9 protein-coding genes and 1 pseudogene are annotated in these 11,554 nt (G+C 69.6%); 4 read left to right on the top strand and 6 right to left on the bottom strand.

The features are described 5' to 3' along the window. Nucleotides 1-228: 228 nt before the first annotated feature. From DJ73_RS13885 to DJ73_RS13905, 5 genes are all read right to left on the bottom strand, one after another. Nucleotides 229-3,165, bottom strand: a complete 2,937-nt coding sequence (locus DJ73_RS13885) for a replication factor C small subunit (RefSeq protein ID WP_254921670.1) — start codon at nucleotides 3,163-3,165, stop codon at nucleotides 229-231. An 87-nt stretch (nucleotides 3,166-3,252) separates the two neighbouring features. Further along, entirely contained in the window at nucleotides 3,253-4,176 is a 924-nt protein-coding gene (locus DJ73_RS13890) for a DUF5995 family protein (RefSeq protein WP_094558250.1), read from the bottom strand. Between the two features lie 82 nt (nucleotides 4,177-4,258). Further along, complete coding sequence (locus DJ73_RS13895; protein WP_094523330.1) at nucleotides 4,259-5,206, bottom strand: electron transfer flavoprotein subunit alpha/FixB family protein; 948 nt, start codon at nucleotides 5,204-5,206, stop codon at nucleotides 4,259-4,261. Beyond that, a complete protein-coding gene (locus tag DJ73_RS13900) occupies nucleotides 5,206-5,994 on the bottom strand; it encodes an electron transfer flavoprotein subunit beta/FixA family protein (RefSeq protein ID WP_094558251.1) in 789 nt (262 codons plus the stop codon). Before DJ73_RS13900 ends, DJ73_RS13895 begins: the two co-directional genes overlap by 1 nt. 105 nt (nucleotides 5,995-6,099) lie before the next feature. Beyond that, nucleotides 6,100-7,431: a hypothetical protein gene (locus tag DJ73_RS13905; protein WP_094558252.1), complete on the bottom strand. Its 1,332-nt coding sequence runs from the start codon at nucleotides 7,429-7,431 to the stop codon at nucleotides 6,100-6,102. Between the two features lie 178 nt (nucleotides 7,432-7,609). Here DJ73_RS13905 and DJ73_RS13910 point away from each other — a divergent pair, with 178 nt between their 5' ends. The 3 genes from DJ73_RS13910 (at nucleotide 7,610) to DJ73_RS13920 (ending at nucleotide 10,092) form a co-directional block, all read left to right on the top strand. Next, nucleotides 7,610-8,923: a hypothetical protein gene (locus DJ73_RS13910; protein ID WP_094558253.1), complete on the top strand. Its 1,314-nt coding sequence runs from the start codon at nucleotides 7,610-7,612 to the stop codon at nucleotides 8,921-8,923. 132 nt (nucleotides 8,924-9,055) lie between these two features. After that, entirely contained in the window at nucleotides 9,056-9,490 is a 435-nt protein-coding gene (locus DJ73_RS13915; protein ID WP_094528061.1) for a hypothetical protein, read from the top strand. 65 nt (nucleotides 9,491-9,555) lie between these two features. After that, nucleotides 9,556-10,092, top strand: coding sequence for a type IV pilin N-terminal domain-containing protein (locus DJ73_RS13920; protein ID WP_254921671.1), 537 nt, complete (start codon nucleotides 9,556-9,558; stop codon nucleotides 10,090-10,092). Nucleotides 10,093-10,121: 29 nt separating this feature from the next. Here DJ73_RS13920 and DJ73_RS13925 read toward each other — a convergent pair whose 3' ends face one another. Beyond that, on the bottom strand, nucleotides 10,122-10,745 hold the full coding sequence (locus DJ73_RS13925) for a methyltransferase domain-containing protein (protein WP_094522968.1): 624 nt from the start codon (nucleotides 10,743-10,745) through the stop codon (nucleotides 10,122-10,124). Between the two features lie 135 nt (nucleotides 10,746-10,880). Here DJ73_RS13925 and DJ73_RS13930 point away from each other — a divergent pair. Continuing rightward, nucleotides 10,881-11,554: pseudogene (locus DJ73_RS13930) on the top strand (DUF6663 family protein); the annotation flags it as partial.

Consider the following 11,554-nt stretch of genomic DNA (forward strand, 5'->3'; position numbering starts at 1 on the left):
TGGAGCGGATCGGCGAGGCTGGGGAGGTGTGAGGTACGGTCGCTGTGCGGGACGGGATTCAAAGGGGGGTTGGGGCTTTGGAGGCGTTCATCGTCGATCCGGTGTCACCCGCTTATAAGCGAGCGGCTGGAGCTTCGGAGACGATTAGGACGCCGCTCCCAACGCCGATCCCGTATACATAACCGCGTTCACGCGCCGCGATCGGAACGAGGCGCGACCGGAACCGACCTATTCTTCTAACGAAAGCGACGCGAGCAGCGACTCCAGCTGGACCTGCTCGTTGGCCCCCTCCGCGATCCGGTAGTCGGCCTCGCCGATCCGCTCCATCAGCGCGACCGCCTCGCGCTCGCTCAGGTCGAACTCCCAGACGGAGCGGTGGAGCTGGTCGATCACGTCGCCGCCGGCCATCCCGGTCTCCGTGAGGAGGGTATCGAGGGTGGCCCGGGCCCGCGAGAAGTCGCCCTCCAGGGCGTTCGTCACCATGGACTCAATCTCCTCGGGGCGGGCGGTGGCCGTGATCGCGTACACCGCCTCCTCGTCGACGACGTCGCCGGTCGTCGCCGCCGCCTGCAGCGAGTTGATCGCGCGGCGCATGTCGCCGTCGGCCGCGTACACGAGGGCGTCGACCCCCTCGTCGGTCACCTCGATCCCCTCCGCGGCCGCGATCTCGCGCGTCTGCGAGGCGACGGCCGCGTCCGAGAGCGGCGAGAAGCGGAAGACGGCGCAGCGCGACTGGATCGGGTCGATGATCTTCGACGAGTAGTTACACGAGAGAATGAAGCGCGTGTTGTCGGAGAACTGCTCCATCGTCCGGCGGAGCGCTGACTGGGCGTCAGACGTGAGCGAGTCGGCCTCGTCGAGAAACACGATCCGGAAGTCGCCGCCGAACGACGAGCGCGCGAACCCCTTTATTCGGTCGCGCACCACGTCGATGCCGCGCTGGTCGGAGGCGTTGAGTTCGAGGAAGTTGCCGCGCCAGTTGTCCTCGCCGTACACCTGACGGGCGATGGCGGTGGCGGCGGTGGTGTTATGCATCACCGTCGGATTCTCCCCGGCGACGTAGTTTCGCGTCCCCGGGACGGTCAGGTCGTAGACGCGCTCGTCGGCCGCCACGCTCTCGACCGTTTCTACCTCGTCGTACCGCAGATCGGCGTTTGCGATCCGAGACGCCTTATCAAGGAGTTCGACGGTTTCCAACGATAGCCAATCCGTGGCGATCTCCCTGAGGCGATCTGCTACCGTTTCGAGCCGGGTAAGCGACGTCAACGTAGAGTCGTCTGATCGAAGAAGATTCGTGAGATCTGGCGTCTCTATCTGGAGACCGTCCACGACTTCGGCGTACTCCACGCCGAGCAGATCGATACACTCGCTCAGTTCGGTCTCCACGTGATCGATCTGAACGTCTTCGACCGGTCGATCCAACTCTCCGAGTATTCGTACCACCCGATTCGCCCGCGGCGTCCGGCGACCGTCGCTGTATTCCAGGAGGCGATCCGAGCGCGCACCGACCACCTCAGAGACCTGCTTTCTGGTTTCGATCGGAGTGAGTTCCCCACGGCTCTCGATCCATGTCGTCGGGACGGCCGTCGCCGCTTCGAGTTCCGGTCGGATCGATTCGAGGCGTTCGAGCGCCCGTTGCGTGTTTTCGATCTGTTTCGTTGCGGCGTCGACCACGCTGTCCAGAACCGAACAGTAGCGCTCTCTTCCGGGCGACTCCGGGTTGAGACTCTTCGGGAGATGCTCGGTGATCGGGATCTCGAGCCGACGACAGAGATCCCGAAGAACGGTCTGGCTCGGGATCGTGTCGTAATTGGGGTTCGCCTCCTTCTGCGCGTGCTCGTCAAGCCGATCAGATTTGTGAGCGATGGTGAATCCGATCGCATCTCTGAACCGTCGCAGTTCCCGCGCTCCAGAGATATACAGCGCGTGACACGTCCGTTCGACACCAGATCCGTTGGTCGCAGACTTCTGGAGTTCCTTCCGGCGGGTGGAGATACCGAACGTCGTGAGGAGGTACGAAATCAGGGTGATGTGCCCTGAGTTTCGCTGCGTCAGTTCGATTATCCCGTTGGCGCTGACGTGGGCCTCGGCGTCGAACATGGCGCGCAGGAACGCGGCTCGCGCGTCCGTCCCGGCTGTGACGAGATTCGAGCCGATCCCCTTCTCGCCGCTCGCGCTCGCGAACGCGTCGAACACCGATTCCAGATAGTGGGTCAGCGTTCGGGAACCGATCGCGACGTAGGGGACGTCTTTTTGCGTCCCTCGCCTCGTTTCCACGTCGAACACGTCGTGTGCGGCCGAATCGAACGCGTCGAGCAGTGCGTCGTCGGTGTTGTAGAACTTGATCCGTCCACCGTCGATATGGGCTTCGCTGATCGCGAGGCCGACGAATCGTGCCAGCTCCGGCGTCACGTCCGTCGGTGGGGTAATCGAACGCGACCGACGGCCTTGTCTGACGTATTCGATCGCTTCGACGCCGTTCACCCAACTGTCCACGCCGTCGGCTGTCGCACGAAGCGCTGACAAGGGGACCGTCCGATCGAGGTTCAGGTCATCTGCGGTCTCGGCATCGAGCGTCACCTCTGTCCGCTCCGGGTTCATCTCGTCGTACCACCGCAGCGTCGGTCCAGTGGTCCGATTAGTCGCTGGCGTCGGCAGCCGGCTTGGCCGAGCGATCCGATCGCCGTCCGACAGCTCCCCAGCGGGAATCCACTCGAACCCCTCGTGGGTGATGACCCGGAGTTTATGTTCCGGAGTCACTCGGAACTCGGTGCCGTCACGAGTCGTTACCTCCACGAGTTCCTTGGCACGCTTTCCGAACACGTGCGACGGTTCAACGTACTCGAAATCGTTCCGGTCGGTCATCGTCGCGATCCGAATCTCGTCTTCGGATTCGCCGAAACCGTCCGTGTCACCGACCACGTCTTCTATCGGCCTCACTCCGGAGTCAGTCAACACGGGCGTCTCACCGGTAACGCACTTCCCGACGCCGGCCGGCCCCGAAAAGAGCAGGTGCGGGATGTCGTCCTGTTCGATGTAGCTCTGAAGCCGTTCGACGATGTCCTCCTGGCCGTGGATGTCGTCGAGCGACTGCGGCCGGTACTTCTCGATCCAGATCTCCCGGCCGGTCGCGGTCGCAGCCGTCTGCTCGTCGGCCTCGCTCATGCCGGATCGGAGGGTCGGCGGGGTGATAAACGAACCGAGAACGGGTCGGCGACGGCGGCTCGCGGAGGCGGCCGGACCCGCCCGCTCCTACGTCCGACGCCGGACCGCCTCGCGGAACGCGGCCGCCGCGTCGACGTCGGTCTCCGCGTCACGTAGCCGCGCGCTCGCGTCGACGTCAGGTGCCAGCAGGGCCGCCGCGGCGCCGGTCGACACGGTCTCGGTCCGCCAGTCGACGTACGGCTCGCCGGCCCACGTCGGGAGGTCGGCGCGCAACACGGCGTTCCGCCAGGCGAACCAGCGGACCCCCTTCAGCCCGAGCAGCGCCAACCGGTCGTCGAGGGGGTCCAGCAGCCGGTCGATCCCGGCGATCTCGGTCGCGGCGTACGTCTCGGCGAGCGCGTCCTGCGCGGTCTGGACGAGCCGGGCGAGGACCGCGTTTATGCGGTCGTGGTCCTCGCGCTTCGCGTCGCGGTCGGGGTCGATCCCGACGTCGCCGAGCGTGTACGTGAGGTCGTAGGTGATGTGCGCGTTGATGCCCAGCAGGGCGTCCTGCGCGACGAGCGTCTCGCCCCGGGCCGCGGCGGCGAAGGCCATCAGCCACGGCCGCGGGAGCGCCTCGAACGCCCGCCGCTCGAACGCGACCAACGCCCGACGGTAGCGCTCCGCGAAGGCGACGAGGTACGACGCGGCCCACTCGGGGTCGACGAACGCGCCGTCGTCGATCGCGGTCCGAACGGTCGCCGTCATCCGGCTGTACACCGTGAGAAACACCGCTCGCCGGTCGCCGCGCTCTCGGAGGTACGACTCGGTCCGCGCCAGCCGCTCGTCGACGTCGGCGACGGACGTGAACGGGGCCGCGACGAGGTCGAGCAGTGCCGTGTCCGGCTCGTCGTCGCCCAATTCCGCGGCGACGGCGTCGAGTTCGACGTCGACGGCGGCCGCTCGCCGGATCCCGGTGAGCAGCGCTCTCGCCTCCTCGGTAGTCGGGACGGCCGCGCGGATCGGGATCATTTCGAGTCGACGGGAGCGCCGTCTGACCGTCCGCTACTCCGCCGGAGTCAAAGAACGTTGCTGCCGAGACGGGGGGTCCCGCCTACGCGAACTCGTCGACGAGTTCGGGGACGACCTCGAACAGGTCGCCGACGATGCCGTAGTCGGCGATGTCGAAGATCGGCGCGTTCGGGTCGGTGTTGATGGCGATTATGGTGTCGGACCCCTTCATCCCGGCGACGTGCTGGACCGCGCCGGAGATACCGACCGCGATGTACACGTCGGGGGTGACGACCTTCCCGCTCTGCCCGACCTGCCGGTTCTTCGGGAGCCAGCCGTTGTCGACGATCGGCCGGGAGGCGGAGAGCGTCGCGCCGAGCGCGTCGGCGAGCTCCTCGACGAGCTCCAGGTTCTCCTCCTCCTCGATGCCGCGGCCGACCGAGACGAGCACGTCGGCGTCGGCGATGTCGACGTCGCCGCCGCCGACCTCTTCGAAGCCGGTGACGCGCGCGCCGGACTCGAGGAGGTCGACGTCGACCGACTCGATCGCGGCGTCGCCGACGCCCTCCGCGGGCGCCCACTCGCCGCCCCGGACCGTGAGCACGTGGCGGTCGCCGTCGACGTCGACGGTCGTCTCCACCTTCGAACCGTACATCTCGCGGGTGACCGTCAGGCCGCCGTCGTACTCGAAGCCGATCGCGTCAGTCACCAGCGGCAGGCTGCGGTCCTCGGCCACCGCGGGCGCGTAGTCGAGCCCGTTGACGGAGTTCGGCGCCACGACCGTGCCGGCGTCCGTCCGATCGAGCAGGGCCGCGATCGCCGCCTGGTAGACGTTGTGGTCGAACTCCTCCCCGTCGTCGACGACGTGGATCGCGTCCACGCCTTCGCGGTTCAGGTCCTCGGCGAAGCGGTCGACGTCGCCGCCGATGACGGCGACGTGGAGGTCGCCGCCGCGGGCGTCGGCGAGCTCTCGGCCGGCCGTGATCGCCTCGTAGGAGGCGTCGCGGAGCTCGCCGCGGCGGTGCTCCGAGACGACGAGCACGTCGGACATCACGCGCCCACCCCCTTGTCACGCAGGACCTCAGCGAGGCGTCCCGCGGTCTCGCTCGCGCCGCCCTCGATTATCTCGGCGTCGGACTCGCTCTCCGGCTCGTACATCGACGTGATCGCGAGCGCGCTCTCGACGTCCTCGGCGGTCAGTCCCAAGTCGGCGAGGTCCTTCGCGTCGATCTCCTTGCGCTGGGCCTGCCGGATGCCGCGCAGGCTCGCGTAGCGCGGCTCGTTGAGTCCGGTCTGGACCGTCAACACGGCGGGGAGGTCGACGTCGGTCAGCTCCTCGACGCCGCCCTCGAGCTCGCGGTGGACGTGGGCGACGTCCGCGTCCGCGTCGACCTCGAGGTCGTTGACGACCGCGGCGTGCTCGAAGCCGATCCGCTCGGCGAGCGCGACGCCGGTCGCGCCGAACCCGGTGTCGGCGGCCTGCACGCCGCCGAGCACGAGGTCCGGATCCTCGGCCTCGACGACGGCCTCGATCGTCGAGACCTTCGCGGCCACGTCGGCGAACCCGCCCTCGAAGGCGTCGTCCCAGACGCGGACCGCCCGGTCGGCGCCCTTCGCGAGCGCCATACGGATCGTCTCATCGGCCCGCTCCGGCCCGATCGTGACGGTGACGACTTCGTCTGCGATACCGGCCTCGGCCAGCTGGACCGCGGCCTCGACCGCGTAGTCGTCCCACTCGTTGAGGTCGTACTCGAGGTCGGACTCCGCGATGTCTGTTCCCTCGATCGAGAAGTCGTCGTCGGCCTCAGCGACCTCCTTGACGGTCACCAGAACTTTCATGATAGTCACTGGGTCGCTCGCCGTGTAAGGGTTTTCGGAACACCTCACTCGCCGCGAAGAGTTGGCTTCGCCCGGACCCCCGGAGCGGACCGAGCGACGGCTTCCCTACCGCCTGTTGCGGTCGACGTGACCGTCGTCGTCGTTCGCGCTGTCGTCGTCCGCGCCGCCGCCGTCGTCGCCCCCGTCGCCGCCGTCGACGTCAGCGTCGTCGGGCAGCGAGATCAGGTTCTCGCGGCCCAATCGGAGCTTCTCGACGCGCCCCTCGTCGGCCATCGCCGACAGCAGCTGCGAGACCTTCGCGTCGGACCAGCCGGTCTCCGCGACGATGTCGGCCTGTCGCATCCGCCCGCCGTTGTCTGTCAGGAGCCGCTCGACTCGCTCCTCGTCCGAGAGCAGCGAGAGGTCCTCTTCGGGCTCCGCCTCCGTCGCCGCGTCGCCGTTCTCCCCGCCGATGGGACCGGCGGCGGCCGCACCCGAACTCGCGTCGTCGTCCGCGGTCGTCGCCCGAGAGACGCCATCGCCGTTCGAACCGTTCGCGGTCGCCCCGCCGGCGTCGTTGTCTCCCATCCGCCGATAGGCGACGACGCTTCCCGCGATGAGCAGCGCGGCGACGAGGATCGCCGCGGTCAACATCTCCCACGGCGGCCCCGTGGTGCCCGCCGGCGCGTAGACGACGGCGACCCGCTCGTCCTCGCCGAACGTGCGCGGACCCTCGATCGTCACGGCGTTGTCGCGTATCTGGACGGTCGATCCGGGCGTTCCCGTGACGGCGTACCCGTCCGGCGTCGCGATCTCCAGCGTCTGCCCCTCACCGAGCGACCGGAGCCACGTTCCCTCGGGCGTCGTCAGCGCGTCGCCCACCACGAGGTTCTCGCCGTCGGCCCCGAGGAACTCCGTCCAGACGAACGTCAGGCGGAGTTCGCCGACGGCGGCCGTCCCCTCTTCGCCGACGTCGAACTCGGACGGGTCCTCGTGGACGATCACCTCGCGGTCGACGCTCTCGATCCGCATCGTCCGGTCCACGTTCCGACTCGCCTCCCGCGCGAGCCCCTCGAACAGCGCCGGGCCGGGGCCCACCTCGCCGTCGAGGAACCGTTGTCCGGCGGTCTCGAACGCCCTGACCTCCGTCTCGTCGGCGAGCGCGTACCTGACCGACACCTCCCACCGCGCGTCGCGGTCCGGCGTCGGCTCGATCCGGATCCGCGTCGCCGTGTTCGGGTCGAAGTCAGACTCGATCTGTCCGACGGGACCCGCGACGGCCTCGACGCTCGGCGACGCAAGGGAGACGTCGCTCGGCTGTCCGTGCGGGGCCGCCGCGTCGAGCGCGGGCGACGGCGAGGTCGCGACCGCGTCTCCGGCGATCGGCGCGACCCCGCCGCCGACGAGGAGGAGGGCGAACAGCGAGACGAGGAGGACGCGAGACGGGGGATTCCGCATGCACGTCAGTTCTCTCGTGGCCCGGGCAAAACGCTTTCCATAACCGGTTTGCGTCGGCGTAACGGGCGGTCCGCGATAGACTCGCCGTCCGCGACGGTCGCCGGCCGGCGTCGGCGTCACGGACTCGCGCTGGGTCGTCGAGGTGGATTTTTTATATCAGGAGGTGAACTCATGCGTGATGAGAGCCCTCTCGGTCTTCGTCGCGGTGTTGCTGCTGGTCGTCCCGGTCGCGGGGACGATGTCGCCAGCGGCCGCCGTCTCCGAGTCCCCGGCGGCCGTCGAGGCACCGGACTCGATCGCGCTCGACCCCGTCAGGCCGAACGCGGACGGCCCGATCGACCCGCCCCGGCCCCAGACCGGCCCCTCGCAGATCGACGAGTCGAACCTCACGTTCCGCACGCTCTCGGCGCCGACCGACGCCGACTCCCGGAGAGGCAGCGGCTTTCGCGGCGCGAACCTCGGCCCGGCGCTCTCCTTCTCGGTCGCCGACGCCGGGGCCGCCGTGGAGACCGAGGCGATCGTCGACCGGATCGAGAACGCCCAGACCAGCACCGAGCGACAGCGGCTCATCCTCGCCGCACTCAGCCGCGTCGAGCGCAACGAGGTGAGCCTCCACAGCCGCCAGTCGAAGGCGTTCCAGGCGCACGCCTCCGGCAACCTCTCCGACCGGGAACTCCTCGACGAACTCGTCCGTATCTCCGCCACTGCCCGGGAGTACGACGGGCGGCTCGAGGCGATCGACGCGCTCGCGGAGGAGACCGACGGCTTCAGTTCCCCGACCCGGCTCGACGAGCTTCAGGTCGCGCTCCAGGTGTACAACGGCCCCGTCCGCGACCTCGCGCTCTCGACCGCCCGCGGCGACCGCTCGGCCGCGGAGATCTACGTCGAATCGACGCCGAGCTCGGTCACGCTGGCGACGATCGTCGACGGCGAGTACGTTCGCGAGACGTTCAGAAACGACCGCTGGGGCCGCGGCGGCGGCGCGATCAGCAACGACGAGGCGATCAACGTGACCACGGCCGCGTACCCCGAGACGGCGGCGCTCCGGGAGCCAGACGCGTTCGGGGCCGGCGCGGTCCAGCGGATCACTATCCCGCACGAGTACGGGTTGCTCCGCGCCTTCGTCAGCGGCGGGACGGAGCAGGTGTTCGTCGAGCACCAGCGGATCAACCTCAGCGCCTTCCCCGACACCGAGCGTGCCTCCGAGGCCGGTGACGGCTTCAACGTAACCGTCGAACGGAGCTACGCCGGCGGCCCGGTGACGGTGACCGTCCTCGACGAGGAGACAGGCGACCCCGCTCCCGACGTCACCGTGACGAAGAGCGTCGGAGACGGCGACAGCCGGACGATCGGCACCACGGACGCCGACGGGGTCGTCAGGACCCTCTCGCCGGCGGAGCCGTACCGCATCACCGTCGTCGACGAGCCCCGCGTCGTCGTCGTCGACGACCTCCGACCGATCTCGACGCCCCGGCTCGTCGACGACGAGTAGCGCAGCCGCGTGCTGTCGCCGGCGCGCCCGAGCCCGCGGACGCGACTTCAGTCGGGTGTTCCAGGGTTGGGCGTTCCAAGACCTCCGGAATTCGTCGCGGTGCTCTTGTCGGTCCCGCACCCATCCCTCTCCATGCGCCTGCGCGGCCGGTCACTCTCCCACTGGGCGCTCCTCGCGGCGCTCGGCCAGCTCGCGGCACGCGCGCTCGCCGGCGGGGCCGCGCTCGTTGTCGACCCCTCCGGCGCGCTCGTGGACGCGTCGCCGGCCCCGCTCGCCCCGACGCCAGTCGACGACTTCCTGCTCCCCGGAGCCCTGCTCGTCGCGCTGTTCGGCGTCTGTCCGGTCCTCGCCGGATACGGGCTCCACGCGGACCGCTCGTGGGGGCGGGCCGCGGCCGTAGCGGTCGGTGTCGCGCTGGCGCTCTGGGTGGCCGCCGAGACGGCCCTCGGGTTCGCCCGCCCCACGCGGGCGCTGAATCTCGCCACCGCGGCCGCGGTGCTGGCGCTCGCCGCGTCCCCGTCCGTCGCCTCCTCGTCCGACGGGACGACCGGGTCGAAGAGGCGATGAACCGGTCCCCTCGCCCGTCGGCTTCCGTCCGGACGTTTTTAGCTGATGCCGCGGCCAGCCGCCCCGTGCTCCCCGACCGCTCACCGACCCACCCGGGTCCGTCTTCGAACCGGAACGCCGCTGGCGACGCTTACCGCTCCGATCGGGCGCTCGCCCCGGTCGCCGGCGTCCTGCTGCTCGCGATCACCGTCGTCCTCGCGGGCGGCGTCGTCACCGCTGCGCTCGCCGCTCCCGCCGAGCCCGTCGAGCCCGCGCCGACGGCGTCACTGTCGCTGTCGGCGGCCGGCGATCGGGTCACGGTCACGCACCGCGGCGGCGACGCGCTCGACGCGAGCGAACTGGACGTGCGCGTCAGCGTCGACGGCGAGCCGCTCGCCCGCCAGCCGCCGGTGCCGTTCTTTTCTGCGGCCGGCTTCCGGCCGGGACCGACCGGCGCCTTCAACGCTGCCAGCGACGGCGACTGGTCCGTCGGCGAATCGGCGTCGTTCCGGATCGCGGGGACAAACGACCCGGCCCTCGAACCGGGACGGACGATCGCCGTCGAGATATCGGTCGGCGGACGGCCGGTCGCGGCGCTAGAGGCGGTCGTGGAGCCTGGATAGTAGAGCGACGGCGTCGCTCGCTCCGCGCGCTACTCCTCGGGGACCCGGGCGACCGTCGTGATCGCTCGGGGGCTCCGCGGCGTCGCTCGCTGGATGTGGTGTTCGAACGCCTCGTAGCCCGCGGCCTCGAACATCCGATCGGCCTCCTCCTCGTCGTAGAAGAGCATGATCGCGTCGGCGATCCGCTGGAGGACGGGGTTGTGCGGGTAGTCCGGACCGACGACGAGCACCTGCCCCCCGGGCTTCGCGACGCGGCGCAGTTCCCGAAGCCCCTCGACGGGATTCGGCCAGTACTCGATCGAGCCCGACGACCAGACGACGTCGAACGTGTCGTCGCGGAAGGGGAGCCGCTCCGCGTCACCGCGGTAGAAGTTCACTCGGTCGCGCTTGCCGAACTTCTCGAACGCCTTCTCCATCTGGTGCACGCTCTGGTCGAGCCCGTGGACGTCGTCGGCGTGTTCCAGCAGTCCCTGCGTGCCGAACCCGGTGCCACACCCCACGTCGAGCACTTTCGGGTCGTCGCCGAACTCCAGCCAGGAGAGCGCCTCCGTCCGCATCTCCTCGGTCCAGTTGAAGCGGTTGACCTGGTCGTACACCTTCGAGAGGTACTTGTAGAACAGGCGGGCGTTCGACTTGTCCTCGAGGATCCCCATTACCGTATCCGTAGGGTCGCCCGCCCCATAACGACACGGATCCGCCACCGGGACGGACCCGGTTCGACCCTCGCGCGGGACGTCGCCGACGGTCCGGTCCGACCCGCTTATCCGCCCGCCGACCGATCCACACGTATGGACCCGACGACGAGCGGCCGGTTCCGCGTGCACGACCGGCGGCCGCGACCGGACATCGAGGACGGTTCCGATGTCGACGGTGTCGCCGCCGCCGACGCCCCCGAGGAGTTCGTCCTCGTCGAGCTCCCGGACGGGCGGATCAATCCGACCGCGCCGGACGCCGAAGAGCAGTTCGACCCCCTGTACGCGACCGCGGAGGGGTACGAGGGGGAGATCGCTGAGCGCGTGGCGTCGCTGGAGCCCGGCCACGTCGTCGACGCGACGCTGGCGTGGACGGACGCGTCGGCGCGGTTCGTCGACGTCGAGGTCGTCCGCGAGAGCCGGTTCCGGTTCGCCGACGACGTCGAGGGGATGTTCGAGGCGGCGGTCGAGACGTGGGACCAGATCCGCGCCGAGGGCGAGGCCGTCGGCTCGATCACGACCCGGTCGAACGACGGCGAGCCGAACGGCGCGCTGTACCTGTTCGCCGACGCGCCCGGCGGCNNTCGAGCCGCTCGTCGCCCGCGTCAACGAGTCCCGCGAGGACGACGACCCGCGGGAGGTGTTCGTCCTGCGGCCCGTCGCCCACGACTTCGTCGCCGTCTACGTCGTCTTCGACCGCGACGGCGTGCTCGCGCAGACGGTCCGGGACACCTACGACCTCGGGCCGGGGCTGGCGGCGGGGCTGGAGG

It is taken from the genome of Halorubrum sp. Ea1, assembly GCF_002252965.1.
In the GTDB taxonomy this organism is placed as follows: domain Archaea; phylum Halobacteriota; class Halobacteria; order Halobacteriales; family Haloferacaceae; genus Halorubrum.

Bases quoted from the DNA above. Each gene is read 5' to 3' on its own strand.
- DJ73_RS13885 (WP_254921670.1), bottom strand. From the start codon at position 3,165: ATGAGCGAGGCCGACGAGCAGACGGCTGCGACCGCGACCGGCCGGGAG.
- DJ73_RS13890 (WP_094558250.1), bottom strand. From the start codon at position 4,176: ATGATCCCGATCCGCGCGGCCGTCCCGACTACCGAGGAGGCGAGAGCG.
- DJ73_RS13895 (WP_094523330.1), bottom strand. From the start codon at position 5,206: ATGTCCGACGTGCTCGTCGTCTCGGAGCACCGCCGCGGCGAGCTCCGC.
- DJ73_RS13900 (WP_094558251.1), bottom strand. From the start codon at position 5,994: ATGAAAGTTCTGGTGACCGTCAAGGAGGTCGCTGAGGCCGACGACGAC.
- DJ73_RS13905 (WP_094558252.1), bottom strand. From the start codon at position 7,431: ATGCGGAATCCCCCGTCTCGCGTCCTCCTCGTCTCGCTGTTCGCCCTC.
- DJ73_RS13910 (WP_094558253.1), top strand. From the start codon at position 7,610: ATGAGAGCCCTCTCGGTCTTCGTCGCGGTGTTGCTGCTGGTCGTCCCG.
- DJ73_RS13915 (WP_094528061.1), top strand. From the start codon at position 9,056: ATGCGCCTGCGCGGCCGGTCACTCTCCCACTGGGCGCTCCTCGCGGCG.
- DJ73_RS13925 (WP_094522968.1), bottom strand. From the start codon at position 10,745: ATGGGGATCCTCGAGGACAAGTCGAACGCCCGCCTGTTCTACAAGTAC.